This window comes from Paeniglutamicibacter sp. NPDC091659, assembly GCF_044756805.1.
GTDB lineage: Bacteria > Actinomycetota > Actinomycetes > Actinomycetales > Micrococcaceae > Paeniglutamicibacter.
Map to the genome: position 1 here is coordinate 98,236 of NZ_JBIVTO010000007.1, position 22,441 is coordinate 120,676.

At 62.6% G+C, this 22,441-nt stretch carries 18 protein-coding genes; 11 read left to right on the forward strand and 7 right to left on the reverse strand.

What is annotated here, in order from left to right:
* Positions 1 to 54 precede the first annotated feature (54 nt).
* Positions 55 to 258: a Flp family type IVb pilin gene (locus ACIQLF_RS13965; RefSeq protein WP_400299437.1), complete on the reverse strand. Its 204-nt coding sequence runs from the start codon at positions 256 to 258 to the stop codon at positions 55 to 57.
* 747 nt (positions 259 to 1,005) lie between these two features.
* Between ACIQLF_RS13965 and ACIQLF_RS13970 the strand changes: the two genes are divergently transcribed.
* Both ACIQLF_RS13970 and ACIQLF_RS13975 read left to right on the forward strand, forming a co-directional pair.
* Positions 1,006 to 2,223, forward strand: a complete 1,218-nt coding sequence (locus ACIQLF_RS13970) for an NYN domain-containing protein (RefSeq protein WP_400299439.1) — start codon at positions 1,006 to 1,008, stop codon at positions 2,221 to 2,223.
* A gap of 633 nt (positions 2,224 to 2,856) precedes the next feature.
* Positions 2,857 to 3,219, forward strand: coding sequence for a VOC family protein (locus ACIQLF_RS13975; RefSeq protein WP_400299441.1), 363 nt, complete (start codon positions 2,857 to 2,859; stop codon positions 3,217 to 3,219).
* A 179-nt stretch (positions 3,220 to 3,398) separates the two neighbouring features.
* On the opposite strand, the gene ACIQLF_RS13980 is transcribed toward ACIQLF_RS13975, so the two are convergent.
* The gene (locus ACIQLF_RS13980) at positions 3,399 to 4,628 is read right to left on the reverse strand and encodes a sensor histidine kinase (protein WP_400299444.1); all 1,230 of its coding nucleotides are present in this window, start codon (positions 4,626 to 4,628) and stop codon (positions 3,399 to 3,401) included.
* Positions 4,629 to 4,999: 371 nt separating this feature from the next.
* Here ACIQLF_RS13980 and ACIQLF_RS13985 point away from each other — a divergent pair, with 371 nt between their 5' ends.
* The gene (locus ACIQLF_RS13985) at positions 5,000 to 5,725 is read left to right on the forward strand and encodes a hypothetical protein (protein WP_400299447.1); all 726 of its coding nucleotides are present in this window, start codon (positions 5,000 to 5,002) and stop codon (positions 5,723 to 5,725) included.
* Between the two features lies 1 nt (position 5,726).
* Positions 5,727 to 6,746, forward strand: coding sequence for a hypothetical protein (locus tag ACIQLF_RS13990; RefSeq protein WP_400299450.1), 1,020 nt, complete (start codon positions 5,727 to 5,729; stop codon positions 6,744 to 6,746).
* A 529-nt stretch (positions 6,747 to 7,275) separates the two neighbouring features.
* Here the strand turns inward: ACIQLF_RS13990 and ACIQLF_RS13995 are convergent.
* A complete protein-coding gene (locus tag ACIQLF_RS13995) occupies positions 7,276 to 11,751 on the reverse strand; it encodes a DUF4082 domain-containing protein (protein WP_400299453.1) in 4,476 nt (1,491 codons plus the stop codon).
* 267 nt (positions 11,752 to 12,018) lie between these two features.
* Here ACIQLF_RS13995 and ACIQLF_RS14000 point away from each other — a divergent pair, with 267 nt between their 5' ends.
* The 6 genes from ACIQLF_RS14000 (at position 12,019) to ACIQLF_RS14025 (ending at position 17,428) form a co-directional block, all read left to right on the forward strand.
* Positions 12,019 to 12,540: a hypothetical protein gene (locus tag ACIQLF_RS14000; RefSeq protein WP_400299456.1), complete on the forward strand. Its 522-nt coding sequence runs from the start codon at positions 12,019 to 12,021 to the stop codon at positions 12,538 to 12,540.
* Between the two features lie 71 nt (positions 12,541 to 12,611).
* Positions 12,612 to 13,451, forward strand: coding sequence for an exodeoxyribonuclease III (locus ACIQLF_RS14005; RefSeq protein ID WP_400299459.1), 840 nt, complete (start codon positions 12,612 to 12,614; stop codon positions 13,449 to 13,451).
* A 15-nt stretch (positions 13,452 to 13,466) separates the two neighbouring features.
* The gene (gene trpS / locus ACIQLF_RS14010) at positions 13,467 to 14,504 is read left to right on the forward strand and encodes a tryptophan--tRNA ligase (protein WP_400299461.1); all 1,038 of its coding nucleotides are present in this window, start codon (positions 13,467 to 13,469) and stop codon (positions 14,502 to 14,504) included.
* Positions 14,505 to 14,544: 40 nt separating this feature from the next.
* Positions 14,545 to 15,063, forward strand: a complete 519-nt coding sequence (locus tag ACIQLF_RS14015; RefSeq protein ID WP_400299463.1) for a 2'-5' RNA ligase family protein — start codon at positions 14,545 to 14,547, stop codon at positions 15,061 to 15,063.
* A 19-nt stretch (positions 15,064 to 15,082) separates the two neighbouring features.
* Positions 15,083 to 16,216 (forward strand): YihY/virulence factor BrkB family protein, encoded by a 1,134-nt coding sequence (locus ACIQLF_RS14020; RefSeq protein ID WP_400299465.1) that lies wholly within the window; start codon positions 15,083 to 15,085, stop codon positions 16,214 to 16,216.
* Positions 16,217 to 16,423: 207 nt separating this feature from the next.
* Positions 16,424 to 17,428: a matrixin family metalloprotease gene (locus ACIQLF_RS14025; protein ID WP_400299468.1), complete on the forward strand. Its 1,005-nt coding sequence runs from the start codon at positions 16,424 to 16,426 to the stop codon at positions 17,426 to 17,428.
* Between the two features lie 74 nt (positions 17,429 to 17,502).
* Here the strand turns inward: ACIQLF_RS14025 and ACIQLF_RS14030 are convergent, their stop codons facing one another.
* From ACIQLF_RS14030 to sdhC, 4 genes are read right to left on the reverse strand one after another with little or no spacing between them, the layout of a single operon-like run.
* Positions 17,503 to 18,285: a succinate dehydrogenase iron-sulfur subunit gene (locus ACIQLF_RS14030; protein ID WP_400299470.1), complete on the reverse strand. Its 783-nt coding sequence runs from the start codon at positions 18,283 to 18,285 to the stop codon at positions 17,503 to 17,505.
* Positions 18,285 to 20,072, reverse strand: a complete 1,788-nt coding sequence (sdhA, locus tag ACIQLF_RS14035) for a succinate dehydrogenase flavoprotein subunit (protein ID WP_400299472.1) — start codon at positions 20,070 to 20,072, stop codon at positions 18,285 to 18,287. The genes ACIQLF_RS14030 and sdhA overlap by 1 nt, the downstream gene beginning before the upstream one ends.
* A gap of 53 nt (positions 20,073 to 20,125) precedes the next feature.
* Positions 20,126 to 20,572, reverse strand: a complete 447-nt coding sequence (locus tag ACIQLF_RS14040; protein WP_400299475.1) for a succinate dehydrogenase hydrophobic membrane anchor subunit — start codon at positions 20,570 to 20,572, stop codon at positions 20,126 to 20,128.
* A 3-nt stretch (positions 20,573 to 20,575) separates the two neighbouring features.
* The gene (gene sdhC / locus ACIQLF_RS14045; protein WP_400299477.1) at positions 20,576 to 20,971 is read right to left on the reverse strand and encodes a succinate dehydrogenase, cytochrome b556 subunit; all 396 of its coding nucleotides are present in this window, start codon (positions 20,969 to 20,971) and stop codon (positions 20,576 to 20,578) included.
* Between the two features lie 251 nt (positions 20,972 to 21,222).
* Between sdhC and ACIQLF_RS14050 the strand changes: the two genes are divergently transcribed.
* Positions 21,223 to 22,335: a mannose-1-phosphate guanylyltransferase gene (locus tag ACIQLF_RS14050; protein ID WP_400299480.1), complete on the forward strand. Its 1,113-nt coding sequence runs from the start codon at positions 21,223 to 21,225 to the stop codon at positions 22,333 to 22,335.
* Positions 22,336 to 22,441 lie beyond the last annotated feature (106 nt).

The window sequence follows — 22,441 nt, forward strand, 5'->3', positions numbered from 1 at the left end:
ACCACCCAACACCAATGGCCAAATGCCGCTGCCGGCTACAGCACTAGATTCCCCTTATGGGGCCGGAGGGGCGAGGGTGATGCCGTCGAACAGCGTGTCGACCCTGCCACCCAGGGCAAAGACTGCCGCGATGATTACGACGGCGATGCCAGCCACCATGATGCCGTACTCAACGGCCGTTGCCCCCTGCTCTTCGCGGCGCAGCTTGCTGCCGACGGTCTGAAGTGCAAGGTAGATGTTTGCGAACAAAGTGTTCATTTTCTTACTCCATTTTCTGCGAATCAAGAAGGTGCAACAATTGTCGCCCCCCAGCGAAATTATCTTGATGAGAAATTATGAAGGAATGAAGTGGCCCCCAGGAACTTGACCCCATCCGATGCCTACTGCTACTTGGCAGCCCCCCTGCGGTTCCCCAACCGCCAGCATCTGATTTGGAGTCTAGGAGAGAAAAATGTGTGTGTAAAGAGCCGTTTTGATTTTATTTTCCGGCAATTATTTTGGATTGAAAAGACCTGATTATTGCTTGCTAGCAAGCATCGATGGCTGGGTGCTGTGGGTAGCAACGCAGCACGGACTCAGGGATTTCGGACCGTCAGGCTAGAACTTCGGCAGCCGGCCCTCGCGCTTCTTTGGTGTCGAATACCCGGTTTCGCGCAGGTACCTGTTAACGGAGAACCTGGCCTTCGATGACAGCACCTGTAGCAGCAGTGGTTAGTACTTCCAAGATCGCGTCAAGCAAAGCTGCCTACCGCACTCCCGCTCATGGGTGGCCGGCCTGCACCTTGCACTCCCAGGGCTGAACCAGTGGAAGAGTGCTGTCACTCCACGAATCTTGCCTCGAAGTAACGCCTTCATGTGAGCCGGAGAGAACAGAGAATATGTTCATCAAGATGGGGGATTTTTCAGAGGTTCTCTGCAAAGATGAAGCGAACGTCAAATCGCACGTGTGGGACCTTGGGGAAAGTGGTTCCGACATATGCCAAGCGTGAAGAAGGAGTCAATGGCATGGGGGATGCCACACCATTGCAGCGTAGCGTCGCGGTGTTTCTTGATATGGAAAACCTTGTCGGGACCTGTCCTGGCGGAAAGAGCCAACTGAAGCTGGGCGAACTTGTCATAGCGATTGAACACATCGTGAGACAAACTGGACCAGGCTCGAAAACTGCACTGGTGCGTGCCTATGCGCATTGGGGGCGGCCAAGCATGGCAGATTTCCAGCGAGAGATTCTTGAGCACGGCATTGAGCCGGTCCAAGTGTTCGCATTTGACAACAACATCAAGAACGCAGCAGACATCGAATTGTGCGTTGATGTCTTATCAGTTGCCCACGAAGCGCCATGGGTTGAAGTGTTTGTAATTGTCAGTGGTGATGGTGGGTTTATCCCGCTCATTCGGCGGCTTCATGCCCTCAACAAGTACGTAATCGTCGCATCCACAAATACCCCGAACTCTGGAATCGTCAACGCATTGCTCAAATCGGTCGCAGACGAATACCACCAGATTGCGGTTACCGACGTTTCAGTGGCGCCGCAGACACAACATGTGCCTGTATCCAAGGCAAGTTGCGATGTAGCGGCCAATGTCGCACCTGCCATCAAGACCAAGAAGACTCAGCCGGTTGTGCAGTCAAAGGCAGCTGCGGACGTTGCCGAATTGCGCGATTCAATCCGAGGGATTCTCAAGCAACATCCGGAGCTTGTCGTCGCCAACAAGGTGAATACCGCTGCACTGGGACCGAAGCTCAAAAATGAGCATCCAAAGCTGAACTACAAGAAATGCGGCTCCAAGACATTGGGCGCATTTCTGAAAAAGCACTTCGGCCTTGACGTTGTACAGACTAGCGCCGTTGCGAAATCTGCAGTTGTAACCCAACCAGCAATAACCAAGAAGACAGCGTTTCCCACACCGACAAATATTGATCCTATTAAGCCGCCGTCTCCTGAATTTCTTCTGGAAGCGGTTCGCAGGCAATTCACTGTGGGGGAGCTTGGCAAGGACGTCCAGGGAATGGGAGCCGATGGGTTGCAACTCAATCGGCTGGGGATGCAATTGAAAAGCTCCATCAGCGGGTTTACCGCAGCGAATGCGGGTTTTCCTAGGCTCCAGCAGGTCCTGGAATATGCGTTGGCGAACACGGACTACCGGGTCGTTCGCCATGACCCGACCCGAGTGGCGGTAGTGCATGCGAAACATGGACATACCCCGGAACCTGTTTTCGCCTGAATTGGTTTCGTGTCGGCGAAGACACCGTGTTCGAACTTACGCGACCCACGCGCCTTGACGAGGCACTGGCTTCGGTCCACTGCTGTCTTTGACCGCCGATGACATTCAACCCTTGCAGCCCAACATCCGGGGACAGATTCCGAGTGCGGCCGATACTGTCGAACCCGGCGATTTTGGAAACCTGCACCGGGTTTCCACCGTTGGTTCAATTTCAGACCTCGGCCGGTATCTAGGGCACCCTGTCGCGAAGCAATCCACGAATGGCCGGCCCTGGTCATGGATGCCGATGTCTGCGCGATGAAGATGCATCTCTTGTTTGCATGTTTATATCCTCGGGAAATCCCAAGTGCAAACACAGGGCTATCGGCCACGCCCGCTACCGGGTCTTGGAAAGGGATGGCGACGCTGGCAACTGGAGAGGCGTGGATCGGGCGACAGCAGCGACCATCCTCCTGTGTTTCCAGAGAATAGTTCCGTCCGGTGCAGGTCAGCCGGCAGGAAACACGCTTGCATTGCTCCCTGATGCGTCGTTATTCTTTCGATGCACCGCGGCACTAGTAGTGGTTTGCGAGCCGGGGCATACTGGGTGGGGGACGGGCTCAACCGAGTGCCCGCGCCGAACCGAAGGGGCGCATGAAAATGATTGGCTCTTGGCAGGCACTGGTCATGGACTGCGAAAATCCTGATGCGCTGGCCAGCTTTTACGAACAGCTGCTGGGCATGGTCCGGGTGACAAACGATGACGACTGGGTGAGTATCGGCGATGCGCCCGATCGCCCGGCGATTGCATTCCAGCGTGTAGAACCGTATGTGGCACCCGAATGGCCGGGCCACCTGCACCCGCAACAAGCCCACATCGACGTGAAGGTCAAGGATCTGGACCTGGCCGAAACGGAGGTCCTGGCGCTGGGTGCAACATCGATGGCGGCCGGTTCCAAGACCTACAGGGTCTATCTGGATCCGCAGCGCCACCCATTCTGCTTGGTCAGCTGGTAAGCGTTCCGGGACAGGACCGCCACTCTGTTGTCTGACGCCCACGTCCTAAACGTGGGCCACTTGCTTCGCCTGTAGCCTGGGAGCGCCGTCCAGCTTTCTGATGACCCGTGAATCACGGATCATCACTAGCACCTTGGACAAACGACTCTCGGTGACTTGCCGCCAGGATTCGCTCGGTTTCAGGGGTTGCCCAGCGGCAGGAGCATGTTCAGTGCAAAACGACCTGCCTTGACTCCCGCTTGGAAAGACCCACCCAGTTCCCTACTGCGCGCATGCAGGCCTCGCAAGCCGGTGCCCGTGGTCGGCTGCGCGGCGGGTTCTACCTCGCTGCCGGTGCGGTTACCTAGGGGATTGGCTGAAGTGAACTGCACCGACTGCCCGTGCATCGCCAAGAGCAACTCCAGTTCTCCTTGGGGTGCGTGTTTGGCGAAATTGGTCAGCGATTCGTTGACGGCCCGGTAAAGCGCGGCCTGCAGCACGGCGGGCAAGCCCGATCCTGCATCGGCGAGTTCGTTGAGGTACTTCACGCGCAGCCCGGTTCCGGTATATGTCGCGATGAGCGCCGGCACATCGGCCAGTGTCTCCGTTGGGGCCAGCGGCGTCCCGAGATGCAGCATCCGGATCATCGTGTTCAGCTCCTCGATACCCTTCACGCTCTGCACCCTGATCTCCGACATGGCACGGGCATTGAGCACCTTGTCATGGGGTGCGTTCAGCGCCGCGCCGCTTTGCAGGGCGATGGCCGCGAGCCGTGCCGAGAGTGCGTCGTGGACCTCGCGGGCCATCGTGGTGCGTTCTGCCGCCAGCGCCAGGTCGTGTTCGGCGGCCTGGACCTTGGCGCGCGCGGCCGCGGCCTCGGCAACAGCCGCGGCGGTTTGCGCTTCGCTTGCCACCAGCTCGCGGGACTTGCGGACGTTGCCCGCCCACTCCGCAGGCATCAGCAGGGTCATGCCCACCACCAAGCCGAGCGTCACGCTGATGGCGGCGGAACCCGTGACAAAGTACATGACCACCACCAGCAGGCCTGTCAGCACCAATGCGCCGTGTTCGGCAATTCGCGAGAGCCGGGGACCGGCCAGCAGCACCAGGGTGAAGACCGCCTCAAAGAGCAGGAAGAAACCTCCGATGCTCCCGACCAACAACAGCGCTATGCCGGATACCGCAATTATCGCCGCAAAGAGTGGAACGTGCCGCCGCCGCAGGAAAATTGCTAGGCACCCAATGGCCAACGGCACGGGCCACCACTGGGCGTAGTCACGCAACCCCCAGGTGTTGGAACCGGCCAAGGCCAGTGCATGCAACAGCCATGTGAGCCCGGCATAGCTCAGCGCCGGGGTCAGGTCCTCCAGCTGGATTCTTCCCCAAGACGTCGACCTGCCGGGCGAACGCAAGAAAGTAGTGGCTAACACCCCTTTATCGTGCTGCTTCTCCGCGCCAAAGCCAAGGGCGGCACACCGGCGTCCTCTAAAGGGCGTGACGTCGAATGCAACCGATGCCCGACGCGCAGTCCCGGATGATGCTGGGAACCACCGGGGCACTACTCGCGATCGGACTGCTGCCTGCATACCGCCGGGCCAGGATCGTCCCCGGACCAATGAGCCTCGGGCCTCACGCAATCGCACAACGCCTGTTTGAATCGGCTTCTGAGATGCATTCCCACTGAGTAGGCACCCACTTTCCCAAAAGCATGGCCTGCCCCAAGGCCACGTTGTACGCTGAACCCAGTGATCGTCAGGCATGGGGGCCGTGGCAGAACATCTGCGGCTGATCTGGGGGAAAAGTGCTGAACAAAAAGCTGTTGCTGTGGGCTATTGGCGTCATTGTTTTCATGGTGGGTGCGGCCGTTGCCTTCAACCTCGCCGCGCGCTCGCCGTCACCGGTATCGGCGGCCAGCGGTGTTGCCGCGGCGAGCCAAGGCCAAGCGGACGGCGAATCGACTCCTGCCGATGACGTTTCGCCTGACCCGGGAGCGTTGCCAGCGTCCTCGACTTCCGTCGATGGCTCCGCAGCAGCGCCAACCAAAACGGACAAGCCTTCGGCAGTGGGCCCCTCGGCCTCGGCCATTGAAAAGCCACGGCTCGAGGTGCCCGCCAGTCCGAAGGCAAGCGTGACCACCCTGCCCAAATCCGTCGAGCGTGCTCCAGTCATCTCGGGGAAGACACCCAAGGAAGGCACGGCCAAGGGCAAGCTCACTCCGGGATTCCCGAAGGGCGCCTTGCCGATCCCCGAGGGCGCGCACATCGTTGACTCGTCGGTCGGCACCCAGAAACGCAACGTCCAGGCGGCGGCGAATTTCCGGACCTCCATGAGCACGGAAAAGGTCTTGGCGTTCTACGAGTCCGCGGCCGCCAAACAGGGCTGGCTGGCCACACGCGGCACCGCCGCCGACGGAGCCGCGAAGATCACCATCGGCTTCGGCAAAGACACCGTCGTTGCTACGGTTCGCACCGCGGCAACCGGCGCAACGGTCGTGGCGGTCTTCGGCAGCTTCGTCGTTGGAGAATAACGTGGCGAAACGCAAGCAGTCCCTTGTCCTTGCAGTCTTGGTGCTGACTGCGGTTTTCGCGGCCGTTGCCTTGGCCGTGACCGCGTTTGCGGGGTTCGCGCAACGCAACCAGGAACCTGCCGCAGCGGCGCAGGAGATCCCCGCCGGGATAGTGCAAATTCCCTTGGTCGATGCGGTGGTCTTCAGGGACACCCGGGCCACCGGGGACTACGGCAAGGTGGCATGGGTGCCTTTGGACGGCCCGCGGGGGCAGCGGACGACCACGGGGCTGTCCTGCGACCGGGTCTACCGAACCGGAGGAATGCTTTCCTGCCTGAGCGTGACCCGCGGCATGGACACCAGCTACGGCTCCGCCGCCTACGGCATCGGTGGCCAGCGTCTTGCTGCCGGCACCCTCCCCGGGGAACCCAGCAGGACCCGCGTCTCGGCCACCGGCATGGTCGGCGTGACGGCATTCATCACGGGGGAATCCTACGAACAAGTCGGCTTCTCCACCCGGACCACCATCGCGACGCCCGGGGGCAAGGACTACGGAAACCTGCAGGACTTCACGATCAAGATCGGCGACCAGGTACTCACGGCAGAAGACCGAAACGTCTGGGGAGTCACCTTCGCAAAGGACGGCAACACGTTCTATGCGACGGCGGCCTCCGGAAAACAAACCTGGCTCATGCGTGGATCGCTGGCGGATCGGACGATGGTTGCCGTGGGCGAAAACGCAGAATGCCCGTCCATTTCACCCAACGGCAAGCTGATCGCCTACAAGAAACGCCGGGCCGATTCGCAGCCTGCGCACTGGGACATCGCCGTTCTGGACATTGCCAAGGGAACCGAGCAAATCTACCCGCTGGAGTCGGGCTTCGACGACCAGCTCGAGTGGTTGGATTCCTCGACCTTGCTCTTTGGCCAGCCGCGCACCGACAACCCGGGTGATGCCGACATCTTCTCCATGAAACTCGAAGCCGGCGCATCCCCGCAACTGTTCATCGAACACGCGTGGTCGCCGTCGGTCCAGCGCTGACCCGTTCCAGTCGCTATGCTGCGCCGCCATGGCCTCGAATCGCCTATGAAGCCGCGGACGACCACCGCTGGTGCAAATTCGACCTGTCCTGACGCGCTCGCCTACCTGCCGACGTTGAAGAGGCAGGAGGCTTGGATTGATGCCACGCGGCCCAAACGATCCACGGGGGATACAGCCGCCAGCGACTGATGCTACGGATTCATATGCGCTCGTGAATGGTTTGCATGCTGCGTCGCCCATGCCCCGTCTCGAAACATGGCCGTGTGCTCCGGGCTGTCCGTAAACCGAGGGCCAGCAGGACTGTGCCGCCCGCCCACCAGGATGAGCAATGCGTCAAGGCCGCCACGGACTCGGCAGAAGCGGGCACCGGGCTTGATGCAGCGCCGCTTTGGGGCAAAAATCTAGCGGCCGTTGCGACACCCCAAGCTTCGGGTGTCGCAACGGCCGCTAGAACTCATGAATCTTCAGTGGCGGTTCAACGCCGGTTGGCGTTGAACCGCGTGCGGAGACTTACGTTGTCGGCCGCCAGCTATTTCGTGTAGATCAGGTCCACGAAGTAGTTGGTGTTCAGCCGCGTCGAGGTGGGCATGGTGCCACCCGAACCGTACCTGTAGCGGCCATTGCTCGTGGAAGCGGTGACCACCCCGTCCGTAAACGAACTGAGGAAGTACAACGCTGTGGTGGAAACGTGCCCCTTGGGTGCCAGGTAGGAAACCGTGTAGGTCCCGGGCGCCAAATTCAAGGGAGTCGCGAAGTTTGCGCTTTGCCACCCGCTGGTCGTTTCGCCGGTGAATGTCACAGTCCCCACAGCTTTCCCGGAGGAGTTCCAGATGGTCCCCTTGTGGGTTCCCGTGTTGGTGCTTGCCTTGTAGAACCTCACACCCACGGCCTTGATCGGCACCGTGGTGCTGAACCGGAGTCCAACTTCAACAGATCTGCCGTCCAATGAATCCGCGAGCAGCGGAAGCGTGGAACCGAAGAGGTTCGTCGGTGTTGGAGTCGGGGTCGGTGTTGGAGTCGGGGTTGGTGTCGGTGTTGGAGTCGGGGTTGGAGTGGGCGTTGGTGTCGGGGTTGGAGTCGGCGTAGGTGTTGGCGTCGGCGTCGGCGAAACCGTGGTTACTTCGCCGAAGACCAAGTCCACGAAGTAGTTGGTGTTCCCCCAGGTATTCGAGGGGACCACGTTTCCTGCTCCGTAGACGTACAGGCCATTGCTGCCTACCGTGCTGAGCGGGCCGACAGTACGTGGATTGGCGAAATCACCCGAGGTGAAGCCGTAGCCACCATTTGGTGCCAGGTACGAAACGATGAAGGTCGTATTGGCATTGATGCGGACCGGGGCGGCCAAGGTAGCCGTCTGCCAACCGGTGGCGCTTTCATTGGTGAAGGTGACGGTGCCCAGCAACGTGCCGGTTTCACTCCAGAGCGATCCCGTATGCGTGCCGGTGTTGAGGCTTCCCTTGTAGAAGCGGATGGCCGAAACATCGATGTCCTTGGTGGTCTTCAAACGCAACCCAAGCTCAACCGAAGCATTGTCGGACGGGTCCAAGGAAGCGGGAACGCCGTTCCCGAGGAACGTTGAAGCGGCCCCGTCCAGTCGCAAAGTGCTGAACGTCCAGGACTGGTCGGCCAACGCCGCACCCTGTGCCGAACGAATGCCCTTCACCTCTACCGTGAGGGTCTTTCCCGCCGGCAGCGCAGCCGTCGGCGTAAACGTCAGCGTCTTTGCGTCGGATGAAGTGCTGACGGTGCCGGCAATGGTCGTTGCGCCATCCTTCACGGTGAAGGTGGTTCCGGACGCCAATGGCTGGCTGAACGATGCGCTGACAGTCGTTGACGCGCTCACATCCGCCGCGCCGGATGCCGGCGTACGGGAAGTGAGAGTGATGGCCGTGGCAGCACTTGGAGTGAATGAAATATCCACCAGGTAGCTGCTGCTGGTGTTGTTGTTCGGGAATCCCAGGGAATACGTATAGGAGCCCGAATTGAAGTAGGTGTTGATGGGCCCCACGCTCAGCCCATCGCCAAGTCCGCCTGGTGTTGTCGAGTAGGTACCGGGTGTCGTGTAGGCAACCGTGTACTCGGTGTTTGCGGCGATGGTCACGGGCGAACTGAACTTTGCGTACTGCCATCCCGAGGCGCTTTCACCGGCAAACGTGACAGATGCCAGAAGCGCGCCGGTCGAGGAGAAAAGTTTCCCGGTGTGTGACCCGTTGTTGCCGGCCGCCTTGTAGAACTTGACGCCATCGACCGTGCCGGCCGTCTTGACGGCAAAACGCATTCCCAAGGTCAGATCCGTTGCATCGTCAATCAGGTCGATGGTTGGCAATGTCGAATCCTGGTACAGGCTGCATGGACAAGCATCCGGCACCGCATCGGGTTTCACGGTGGTGAACGACCACGTTGATCCCGAGGCGACGGGGTTGCCGAGCGCATCGGTGGCGACGATCTTTGCCGTGTAACTTGTGTCGTTCATCAGCGACGTAGCCGGGGTGAACGTGGCCTTGCGGGTGCTGTCCACGTAGCTGGTAGTGCCGGCGACCGAGACGCCGGCCTGGGTCTTGAGCGTGATCTGGACGCTGGAGGCCGTCACCGGCTTGGACAGCGTTGCGGAAATCGCAGTGTTCAGGGGAACACTGGTTGCCGTGTTGAGTGGTGTCTGGCCGTAGGCGTTGAGCGCCGACGCGTCTTGGGATTCAAAGAGCGCGTCGACGTAGTAGTTACCCTGTTCAAAACTGCTGGTTGGCATGTTCCCGTTGGTGTCGTAGACGCCGGCCGGGTCGGAACCGAATCCGCCGGCGACATGCAGCGGGTCCGCGGCAATGCCCGAGTAGGCCCAGGCGTAGGCTTGCGCGGCGTAGTGTCCCTTGGCCGTCGAGTAGGAAACCACGTATTCGGTGCCCGAAGCCACCTCCACCGGCGTGCCGAACTTTGCCTCCTGCCAGCCGCTTGCCGTCTCGCCGGCGAACGTCACGGTTGCCAGTTTCTGGCCGTTCTTTGACCACAGGGACCCGGTATGGGTTCCTGTGTTTGCAGTGCTCTTGTAGAAACGAACGCCGGTAATGAATCCGTTGCTCGAGGGGGTGAACCTGAGCCCCAATTCCACGGAGGACCCGTCTCCCGAGTCCGCCGTGGCCGGCGTGTTTTCGCCGAAGACGCTGTAGGACCCGGCGACGTTCAACGGGACAACCGTCGCGGTGGACGGGTAGTTTGCGCTGTCATCGATGGCTCGCACCAGGAGCGATTGGGTACCCATGCCCTGTTGCACGTAGCTGAAGGTCCAGCTTGTGGTGCCTTGTGCCGGACGCCAGTGGGCGCCGGCATCGGTGGAGTATTCCACGCCAGCCACGACTCCGCCGCCTGCATCGACAGCGGTTCCGGTAACGGTGTACTTCTTGCCGTTCTTCGGTGCAGCCGGTGGCGGGGTCGAAATGTTGACGCTTGGGGCGGTGGTGTCGGCAGACTGGGTGGCCGGGACGAGCCCGTTCATGAGCGTTGCCGGCTGGGCTCCCATGTCCGCGAACAGGTTCACTTGGGCCTGCTGCATGATGGGGTCGGCCGGGGCGCCGTCGCCGTCGTGGGTTTGGTCTAGGCCCCAGGTCCACTGGATAGTTCCTGCGGAAAACACCAGGGCCCCGCTTGCCGCCTTGTACAAACTCAAGTGGTGGTTCGTGGTGCCGGGGCCAACGGTGCTGCCGAAATCCTGCAGGTACTGGGGGACCGCTCCCGTCGTGGTGGAGAGGAAGATTTGGCCTGCCGGCCGGAAGCCGTTGTCCAGCGCCTCGTCCGACTCGTAACCCACAGTGTGTGGGGCCAGTGCCCTAGTGGTGCCGTTGGCCAAGCCGGTCAGCGGGGTGTTGCGCCACAGCCGGCTCTTTCCCTCTTGGGAGCTGACGGTCACGGGCAAGTCGCCGTTGTTGACCATGTACAGCGTTCCCGTGAGCGAGTTTTCGGGGAGCCCTGCACCTGCGCTGACGGGCGCGAAACGTGGATCACGGGTAGTCCCGGTCCATTCGCTGCTGGGATCGATCTTGGCGTTGGCCCAGGTTTCCTTGTAGCTGACCATGGTGCGGTAGGCGGTTCCATCCGTGGTGGAAGCCTCGTAGCGGGTCCGCCAGTAGGCCTCGTTGCCGGAAAGGAACTGCAGGTTCACGCCTGCATCGCGGGCCCTTTCAAAGTTCTTCCATTGGTTTCCCGACCAGTACTCGTCGTGCCCGACAGACAACGCCACCTTGTGGTTGGTCATCAGGTTGCCTCGGCGGTCGGTATCGACTCCGCTGAAGTAGCTCACGTCGTAGCCGTTGCGCTCCATGAAGCGCACCAGGGGGTACTCGTTGCCGAAGTAGAAATCACGGGCCTCGATGCCGCCGCGGGTCTTGAAGGGGCGGTTGTAGCTGAGCTTGTATGCGCGGCCGTTGGCTGCACCCTGGTAAAAGTCCGATCCTCCATACGTGTTGTACGCATGCCACGTGGGATCCGAGGTCTGGAACAGGATGTCCGAATGGCTGGAATCGTCGCGGACGATGAACGTGATGTGGCTCGTATCGTCCCTGTCGGCCCGATACAGTTTGGCCACGTACACGCCGGAGACGGCGTCCGCAGGCACGTTCCAGCTTGCCGAGACGCCCCAGTTGCCGCAATCGACCAGTTCGGTGGCCACGTCATTGCGGCAGGCAGGTTGCGTCTGGGGGAGCGTCGCGCTCGGCGACACCGATGCCACCTTGCGGGCGCCCAGACCCTGGTACCAGCCCGTGCGGTAGATGTCGATGGTGTAGGCGCCGGCGTTGGTGTCGATCTTGAAATCGATCTTCTGGCCCACGTTGACGCTGATGTCCGTGGCGAACCCCTGGATGCTGGCGTCACCGGCACCCTGGATGTCCCATTCGGAGGGGTCGGTCCCGGGCTTGCTGTTTTCGCAGACAATCTTGTTGGCCCCGGGCGCGCAGGGATCGGCCGCAACCGAACTCGGGGCGGTGAGGGTCACCGCGACCATCGCCAGCGAACACACCAACGCCCACCATCGTCGGGAATGTGGGTGGGTGGCTGAACGAGCCCCAACCCCTTGCCTCGGGCGAGAATAATCGCTGCGTACATTGTTTGAAAAACCCGACGAGTGTTTCATGCGTTGTCCCCAAATTGATCATGGTGCGGCATCCCGCACCCCGGCCCCAACTACACGTAATCGGGTTCAATCTAGGGTCGAAGCAATTAAGCTAACAAGCGTAATTCATACTCGGATTAGATCCGGTCGCTACGGGTTTGAGAGAATGGAAGCATGGAACCCCTCGGTAGCAGCTCGGCCCCAGCGCAGGGCAAGAAAATCACCATCAACGCCTCCACCCTTTCCCTGGCCGTCATGGTCACCGTCTTTCTGGTGGCGGTTGTCTTTGCAGCGAACCAGAACGACGTCATCGGCTGGTTTGTCGTGGTGATCTCCCTCGGCTGGCTTCTGCTTTCCGCATTCCTGGTCTTCGGCCTCAAGCGCGGTGCCAGGAAGATGTCCGAGCAGCTCAAGGCGGCGACGGCCGCCGCGGCCTCTCGCGGAAACGGTTCCCAGCCGGCCCCAGTGGTCATCGACGAGGGCACCCGCAACCGCGACCTGAAGCTTGACCACTCCTTCAAGATCATCCAGGTCCAGACCAAGGTCGTGAACGACTACCGTGGCCAGGCCGGCGAGGAAGCCGCCGGCATGGTGGACCGTGCCCTTGAAACCATCGAGATCACCGCGGCCAATGCCCGCGACATGATGAAGCCCGCCAACAACGGCGAGCCGATGACCGGCGAGGTCATCGACTAACACCCGTTCCGGGGCGACACCCCGGCCGTGCCCCCGACAACCCCACACCAACTATCTGTAAGGTGGATTGCGTGATACCTACCGCAGAAGAGATCCTGACCAAGTCCGACGGCGCCTTGCGTGTTGCCTCGGTGAACGTCAACGGCATCCGCGCAGCATACAAGCGCAACATGGCCGACTGGATCGCAGCCCGTGACCTCGATGTGTTGTGCCTCCAGGAAGTCCGTGCACCGGACGCGATCCTGCGCGAACTCATCGGCGACGGCTGGCACATCCTGCATGCCGAGGCCCAGGACAAGGGACGCGCGGGCGTCGCGGTGCTTTCGCGCGCCGAGCCGATCGCCACGCGCAACCACATCGGCGACGAGTACTTCGAGACCACCGGCCGCTGGGTCGAGGCCGACTTCCAGCTCGCCGACGGCAAGGTCCTGACGATCGTCAGCGCCTACGTGCACTCCGGCGAGGTGGACACCCCCAAGCAGGTGGACAAGTTCCGCTTCCTGGACCGAATGATCGACCACCTTCCGGCGCTGAAGACCGAGAAGGACCATGTGCTGGTCGTCGGCGACCTGAACGTCGGCCACAAGACGCTGGACATCAAGAACTGGAAGGGCAACGTGAAGCGTTCGGGCTTCCTGCCCGAGGAACGTGCCTACTTCGACCGCTTCTTCGGCGAGGAGATCGGCTACAAGGACGTCGCACGCGAACTGGCCGGCGAGGTCGACGGCCCCTTCACCTGGTGGTCGTGGCGGGGGCAGGCCTTCGTCAACGACACCGGATGGCGCATCGATTACCACATGGCCACCCCGGAACTTGCCTCCCTCGCGACCAAATCAGTCGTTGACCGCGCATCCAGCTACGACGTGCGCTTCTCCGACCATGCACCGCTGGTCGTCGACTACCAGTTCTAAAGGACCCTTCAACTCATGAGCGAAACCTTCGCCGCCACCGCACGTCCCCGCGTGCTTTCGGGCATGCAGCCCTCGGCCGATTCCCTGCACCTTGGCAACTACCTCGGCGCCCTGGTCAACTGGGTCCAGGCCCAGGACGACTACGATTCCTTCTTCTTCATCCCGGACATGCACGCGATCACCGTGCCGCAGGATCCGGCAGACCTGCGCAACCGCACCCGGGTCACCGCCGCCCAGTACATCGCCGGAGGCATCGACCTGGACAAGTCGACGCTCTTCGTCCAGTCCCAGGTCCCCGAGCACGCGCAGCTTGCCTGGGTGCTGAACTGCATCACCGGGTTCGGCGAGGCCAGCCGGATGACCCAGTTCAAGGACAAGAGCTCCAAGGGCGGTGCCGAGGCATCCTCGGTGGGCCTGTTCACCTACCCGGTCCTGATGGCCGCCGACATCCTGCTGTACCAGCCGCAGGGCGTCCCGGTGGGCGACGACCAGCGCCAGCACGTGGAGCTTGCCCGCGACCTGGCCACCCGCTTCAACCACCGCTTCGGCGAGACGTTCGTGGTGCCGGAGGCCATGATCAAGAAGGAGGGTGCACGCATTTACGACCTGCAGAACCCGACCTCCAAGATGTCGAAGTCGGCCTCCAGCCCCAACGGCCTGATCAACGTGCTGGACGACGCCAAGACCGTCGCCAAGCGCATCAAGTCGGCGGTGACGGACGCGGACACCGTGATCGCGCACGACCGCGCCAACAAGCCCGGCGTCACCAACCTGCTGGAAATCCTCTCCAGCGTCACCGGGACCCCGATCCCGACGCTGGTCAGCGAGTTCGACGGCAAGATGTACGGCCACCTGAAGGTCGCCGTCGCCGATGCCGTGGTCGAGGCCCTGGCCCCGGTGCGGGCACGGACCCTCGAGCTGCTCGAGGACCCGGCGGAACTGGACTCGATCCTGGCCAAGGGCGCGCTCAAGGCCCGCGAGGTCGCCTCCAAGACGCTGGCCGACGTGTACGACCGCGTTGGCTTCATGCGGCCCGTGGGCGGGATCTCCTAGCATGGCCTGCGGAGCGGGGGAGGGGACGGACACAGGCGGCGTGGAATCCACGGCGCTGGGTGTCGTGATCGAAATTCCTTCCCCGCTTCGCGAATCCCTGCGTGCCTGGCGGCGCGCCTACGGGGGCGATGCCGCCTCCCTGGTGGAACCGCACATCACCCTGGTCTCGGGTTCAACGACGGACTGGGACGCCGCCGCCGCGCATGTGCGGGCAACCGCCGCCCTGGCCGCGCCCTTCCGGGTGTGCCTGCAGGGCACCGGTACCTTCCGGCCCGTGGCCCCCGTCGTGTTCCTGAACGTTCGCGAGGGGACCGAGGCCTGCACGGCCCTTCACGAATCCCTGCTCGCGGGCCCGCTTGGACACGACCTGTCCCATGCCTACCACCCGCATCTGACCATCGCGCACGAGGTCGACGACGCACTCATGGATGCGGCGCAGGCGGAACTCCGCGATGAATCGATGGGCTTCACCGTTTCCTCCATTGGCCTCTTCGGCATCGACGAAGCCGGGCAGTGGTCGCTGCGGGAGGAGCTGGAACTTGGCGGAGTGGGAAAGTAGCCGGGAAAAGATCCTGAGGATGATCACGGCGCCCGATGCCGATGATCCCCGGATGCAGGACCCCGTGCCCGATCCGTTGGAGGCCGATCCCGAGATCCCCGAAAAGGGCACCCGTGCCCCCGGCGTTGCCGCCCGGCGCTATGTCGGAGCCCCGCCGGTCCCGCCGCCCAGCCCGCTGGATCCGCGCGCGCTGGCGTCCTTCACCCGGCTCAAGACCCAGGAACTTTACGCCGCGCGCGCCAACGGAACGCTGTTCCAGAGCATTGCGGCATTCTTCAAGCTGCTCACGGCCTGGACCAACTCGCTCTACCCGATGCGCGTCTGGAACCTGTATGCGCGCCGCCGAGGCCCGTTGCTGGCCGCCGGGGGAGCCTACCGCATGTTCTTCTCGATCGCCGCGATGCTGGTTGCGGGATTTGCCGTGCTCGGCATGGTGGCAAGCGACAACCCGGTCTTGCGCGACGGCATCATCGAGATGGTCGCCGCCAGCACGCCGGGCCTGATCGACACCGGCAACGGCGGGCTGGCAAAGCCCGAGGACCTCCTGGGCCTGGGCGGCTTCGGGCTGACCCTCGTCATTTCGCTAGCCGCCCTGGTCTTCACTTCCCTGGGCTGGCTGGCCGGGCTCCGCGAGGGCATCCGCATCATCCTGGGGTTGAACCGGGACAGGTCCAACCCCGTGGTCTCCAAGCTGCGCGATGCGCTGTTGCTGATGGTGTTGGCCGTGGCCCTGGTGGCTTCCAGCGTGCTGGCCATTGCCAGCTCGTCCATGATCGATTCGCTGGCCGACCTGCTTCACCTCGGCAGCCTCTGGACGGGTGCACTGACCAAGATCGGCTTTGTGGTGGCGATGTTCGCGCTGGACTGCGCCACGGCCTGGGTCCTGCTGCGTGTCGCATCGCGTGTCGTCATGATCCGGGGCGCCCTCTGGCCCGCCGTGATGCTGGCGGGCGCCGGGGCCACCACGTTGCGCTTTTTCTCTGCCATGCTCCTGGCCTCGCTGACCAACAACGTACTGCTGGCGCCCTTCGCGGTGATCCTTGGCCTCTTCGTCTGGTTCAACCTGCTCAGCCAGGTGTACCTGATAGCGGCGGCCCTGGTCGGGGTGCGGGCCGCGGACCTCAAGCGCGAGCGCGCAAAAACCGCGGTCTAGGCCGGATCCGGGGAGGGCTCCGGGGCAAGGTACCGGCGGTCGCCGCTGAACCGCCCCGCGTGCGGTTTGCCGTGCGGGCAGGGCCACAGGTCCCGTGGAGCCGGGGTCGCACGAGCGTCGGGATCCCACTGCCCAAGCACCCGGAACTCGGATAGACTGCGGAAAACCGGTCCTTGGGGGACCGGCTGTCTGCACCTTGGGGGATGCATGCCAGACCAGACCAACGATCAATCGAACCACGGAAGCGCCCACGGACCCGGGTCCGAGCGCGCCTACGGGCAGTTTCCGGTCCCGCGTTCCGCCTCGGGCAGGGTCCCGCAGTGGGCCGTCGAGGAGGCCCGTCGGCGGCAGGATCCCGATTTCACGGTGCCAGCCGCCCCGGGCAAGAAGCCACGGCGCCGCAGGAATGCCGGGGCATGGCTCCGTCCGGGCGCGAGGCGCAATTTCATGGTGGGAGCGGGGATCGTGGTGGCCCTCTACTCATCCACCGTGGTCCTGGAGGACCACGTCATCCCGGTGCTGCAGTCGAACCTGCCATGGTCCGATGTTCCGCCGCGGGGCGTGGAGGCGGCCGCGAAGCCCCTGGGCACCCCGCCCGCGGCGCAGGATTCCACGGGATACCAGTTGCATCCGTCGCCGGACAAGAAGCAAAAATTCGTGGCCTACGATCCCTGCCGCCCGATCCACTACGTCATCCGCCCGGACGGGGCGCCGGCGAACGCCGAAAGGCTCGTCCACGAGGCGGCCGAGGCCGTGTCCGCGGCCAGCGGCCTCCGCTTCGTTTACGACGGCACCACCACCGAGGCCCCTTCCGCCCAGCGACCCCAGTACCAGCCCGAGCGCTACGGCAAACGTTGGGTGCCCGTGCTGGTGACATGGTCCTCGCCCGCCGAGATCCCGGCACTGGCGGGGGACGTCGCCGGGCTGGGTGGCAGTTCGTACATTTCGGCGAAGGGCACGCCGCTTGTCTTCGCTGCCGGCCAAGTCAATCTCGACGGGCCCGACGTGGCCGCGATGATGGGCCACCCGCAGGGAACGGAGCACGTGCGGGCCGTCATCATGCACGAATTCGGGCACGTGCTGGGACTCGACCACGTCAAGGACCCGAACCAGCTCATGTTCGAGGGCCCCAGCTACCGGACGAGCTTCGCCCCGGGCGACCTCGCCGGGTTGGCGAAGCTGGGCACCGGTGCCTGCGTTCCACAGCTGTAGCCAAGCCCGGGTAAACGAAGAGTGGTCCGGCTCCCCGAAGGGAACCGGACCACTGGCGCCAACCTAGTTGAAAACTAGATGGAGCGCGACAGGATTGCCTGCTTGACCTCGGCGATTGCCTTGGTCACCTGGATGCCACGCGGGCATGCTTCGGAGCAGTTGAAGGTGGTGCGGCAGCGCCACACGCCTTCCTTGTCGTTCAGGATCTCCAAACGCATGTCGCCTGCATCATCGCGCGAGTCGAAGATGAAGCGGTGTGCGTTTACGATTGCTGCCGGGCCGAAGTACTGGCCGTCGGTCCAGAAGACCGGGCAGGAGGAGGTGCAGGCGGCGCAGAGGATGCACTTGGTGGTGTCCTCGAACTTCGCGTGCTCCTCGGCGGACTGGTATCGCTCGGCCGAAGGTTCGTGGCCCTTGTTGACCAAGAACGGCATGATCTCGCGGTAGGACTGGAAGAACGGTTCCATGTCGACGATGAGGTCCTTTTCAAGGGGCAGGCCCTTGATGGCTTCAACGGTGATCGGCTTGGAGTGGTCCAGGTCCTTGAGCAGGGTCTTGCAGGCCAGGCGGTTGCGGCCGTTGATGCGCATGGCATCGGAGCCGCAAATGCCGTGGGCGCAGGAACGACGGAACGAGAGTGATCCGTCGTGCTCCCACTTGACCTTGTGCAGGGCATCCAGCACGCGGTCGGTGCCGTACATGGTCAGCTCGAAGTCTTCCCAGTAGGCGTCTGCGGTGGTCTCCGGCAGGTACCGGCGAACGCGCAAGGTGATGTTGAACTGCGGAATTTCTCCGCCGCCGCCAACACCGGGCTTCAGCTCAATCTTCGATGCTGGTTCCGGAAGTTCCGTGCTCATTAGTACTTACGCTCCATCGGCTGGTAACGGGTAAAGACAACGGGCTTGGTTTCCATGCGGATACCTTCAATGCCCTCGGTGGCTGCAGCCTCATCCTTGTAGCACATGGAGTGCTTCATGAAGTTCTCGTCGTCGCGATCCGGGTAGTCCTCGCGGTAGTGTCCGCCGCGGGATTCCTTGCGGTACAGCGCGGCAGCGGTCATGACCTCTGCCATGTCCAGCAGGAAGCCAAGCTCAATGGCCTCGAGCAGGTCGAGGTTGAAGCGCTTGCCCTTGTCCTGGACCGAAACGCTCTTGTAGCGTTCGCGCAGCTCTTCGATGACCACGAGGGCCTCGGTGAGCGACTTCTTGTCACGGAACACCTGGACGTTGGCGTCCATGATGTCCTGCAGCTGCTTGCGGATCGGGGCCACGCGCTCGGTTCCGGTGGAGGAGAGCATGGATTCGATCTGCGTGGTGGTGAACTTCTCCGGGTCTTCCGGAAGGTCCACGAACTCGGCGCCCAGTGCGTACTTGGCGGCCGAGATGCCTGCGCGCTTGCCGAAGACGTTGATGTCCAGCAGCGAGTTGGTGCCGAGGCGGTTGGAGCCGTGGACCGAAACACAGGCAACTTCGCCGGCGGCGAAGAGACCCGGGATGACGGTGTCGTTGTCCTGGAGGACCTCGGTCTGGACGTTGGTCGGGATGCCACCCATGGCGTAGTGCGCCGTCGGGTAGACCGGAACCGGATCGGTGAACGGCTCGACACCCAGGTAGGTGCGGGCGAACTCGGTGATGTCCGGAAGCTTGGCTTCGATGTGGGCCGGCTCCAGGTGGGTCAGGTCCAAGAGGACGTAGTCCTTGTTCGGACCGCAACCGCGGCCTTCGCGAACCTCGTTGGCCATGGCGCGGGCGACGATGTCACGCGGTGCCAAGTCCTTGATGGTCGGTGCGTAGCGCTCCATGAAGCGTTCGCCTTCCGAGTTGCGCAGGATGGCGCCTTCGCCACGTGCACCCTCGGTGAGGAGGATGCCCAGGCCGGCCAGGCCGGTCGGGTGGAACTGGAAGAACTCCATGTCTTCCAGCGGGATGCCGTTGCGGAAGGCAATGCCCATGCCGTCACCGGTGAGGGTGTGGGCGTTGGAGGTGGTCTTGAAGACCTTGCCGGCTCCGCCGGAGGCGAAGATCACGGACTTGGCCTGGAAGACGTGAAGCTCGCCGGTGGCCAGGTCGTAGGACACGACGCCGGCAACGCGCTTCTGCTTGTAGGCGGTTCCGTCTTCGCGGAATGCATCTTCCTCAACCAGCAGCAGGTCCAGCACGTAGTACTCGTTGTAGAACTCAACGTTGTGCTTGACGCAGTTTTGGTAGAGGGTCTGCAGGATCATGTGACCGGTGCGGTCTGCTGCGTAGCAGGCGCGGCGGACGGCGGCCTTGCCGTGGTCGCGGGTGTGGCCACCGAAGCGACGCTGGTCGATCTTGCCCTCGGGCGTGCGGTTGAAGGGCAGGCCCATCTTTTCCAGGTCGAGCACCGCGTCAATGGCTTCCTTCGCCATGATCTCCGCAGCGTCCTGGTCCACCAGGTAGTCGCCACCCTTGATGGTGTCAAAGGTGTGCCATTCCCAGTTGTCTTCTTCTACGTTGGCCAGTGCTGCACACATGCCACCCTGTGCCGCACCGGTGTGCGAACGAGTTGGGTAAAGCTTGGTGAGAACGGCCGTACGTGCGCGCTGGCCGGATTCGATGGCCGCGCGCATGCCTGCGCCGCCAGCTCCGACGATCACGACGTCGTACTTATGTACCTGCATACCTGATGCTCTCTTTTCTTGAATTCTTTACTTCAGCGAACGGGCGCCGAAGGTTACTTGCAAGCCGCGATTTCGGAACCGGCGATGCAAGGATCGAAGGTGAAGATCACCAGGGTGCCGAGAACGACAATGATGATGGTGGCGACGTAGAGGATGCCCTTGAGCCACACGCGGGTGGCAGGCTTCTCGGCGTAGTCGTTGATGATGGTGCGCACGCCGTTGGTGCCGTGGAGCATGGCAAGCCAGAGCATGGCAAGATCCCAGAACTGCCACACCGGGTCGGCCCACTTGCCGGCGACGAAGCCGAAGTCGATGGCGTTGATGCCATCGCCAACCATGAGGTTGGTGAAGAGGTGGCCGAAGATCAGGACGACGAGGGCCACGCCGGAAAGGCGCATGAAGAGCCAGGCAACCATTTCGAAGCTGCCGCGCGACTTGTTGGCGCGGGAGTACTTCGGGTCAAGACGCTGGCTGCGCGGGGCAGCGATTTGTGTCGACATGGATTAGTGACCTCCAAAGGCGATGGACAGGTGGCGAATGGAGAATGCCAACATGGTGATGACCCACAGGGCCAAGACGCCCCAGAGCATCTGGCGCTGGTACTTGGTTCCCTGCTTCCAGAAGTCCACCAGGATCAGGCGCAAGCCGTTGAAAGCGTGGAAGACGATGGCGGCGACAAGGGCGGTTTCACCCAAGGCCATGAGCGGGTTCTTATACGTGGCCATGACAGCGTCATACGCGTCCGGGGCAACCCGGACCAGAGACGTGTCGAGCACGTGAACCAGCAGGAATAAGAAAATAACGACACCTGTAATGCGATGCCCCACCCAAGACCACATGCCTTCGCGGCCGCGGTAGAGGGTGCCTGACGAAGTCTTCGACACTGAATTAACCTCCATGACTCGCAATGGCGCATGTGTATCTTCCACACAAAAAATTGACGCCGGAGTGCGAGCGTTCCTTGCCCGATCTTAGACCACCTAGGGCTGGCGTGCCCATTGTTTCCCTTTGTTGTGTGAGTAGGCTCACCGATCACGGTGATACATTGACAAAACCCCGGAGAATTGCGCGAATTAGAATAGGTTTTAGTGTCGTATTCCTGGCGGGCCTATCAGCGCATTCCCAGCCTTAATCAACTACCGTTAGTCGGATGAACGCTGAACTCTTGGCTCGATTCCACGGTGTGATTCCGGCAGGTGGAGTCGGAACACGACTGTGGCCGCTATCGCGTGCCGCAGCCCCCAAATTTCTCCACGACCTTACCGGGTCCGGATCCACGCTGATCCGCGCCACCTACGAGCGGCTGATCCCGCTTGCTGGCGGGAACATCATGGTTGTCACCGGCCGTGCCCACCGCACCGCGGTGATCGCCCAGCTCCCCGAAGTGAGCGACCTCGACCTTGTCCTTGAGCCGGAACCCAAGGACTCGGCCGCAGCCATCGGCCTGGCCGCCGCGATCCTGTACCGGCGCAACCCCGAAACCATCATGGGTTCCTTCGCCGCGGACCAGGTCATCCGCCCGGTCGAGGTCTTCCAGGAGGCGGTGCTCGAGGCCATCCACACGGCCGCCACGGGCAAGATCGTCACCATCGGCATCCGTCCGACGCTTCCCTCGACGGCCTTTGGTTACATCCGTGCCGGTGAACGACTGGATATTTCCGGGGCGCCGACCGCACGCGACGTTGTCGAGTTCGTCGAAAAGCCTGACGGGGACACCGCGCGCCGGTACCTTGCCGACGGGGGATACCTCTGGAACGCGGGCATGTTCGTGGCGCCGGTGTCGCTGATGCTCAAGCACCTCGAGCGCAGCGAACCGGAGTTGTATGCGGGCCTGACGGAAATCGCGGCAGCCTGGGAAACCCCGGCCCGCGACGAGACCATGGACCGCATCTGGCCCAACCTGCCCAAGACCGCAATCGACTACGCGGTTGCCGAGCCGGCCGCCGCGGCAGGCGACGTTGCTGTCATCCCCGGCGTCTTCGACTGGGACGACGTGGGGGACTTCGCGGCGATCGGCCGCCTGAACCCGGCCAGCGAAGAAACCGGCGTGACGGTGATCGGCGACGTCAAGCGCGTCTATTCGGACAACGCCACGGGCGTGGTGGTCACCGATTCCAAGCGCGTGATCGCGCTCATCGGCATCCATGACGTGGTAGTCGTTGACACCCCCGACGCGCTGCTGGTGACGACCAAGGAGCACGCGCAGTCCGTGAAGAACACCGTCGACACCCTGAAGAAGAACGGCGTCATGGACGTCCTCTGACCCGGGAGCACAAACGCAGCGGGAACCGGACCTCGGCAATGCCGGGGTCCGGTCCGTTTTCCGGACGCCCGCGCTAGCAAGGGTGGGGGCAGCGCACCGCCCGCCC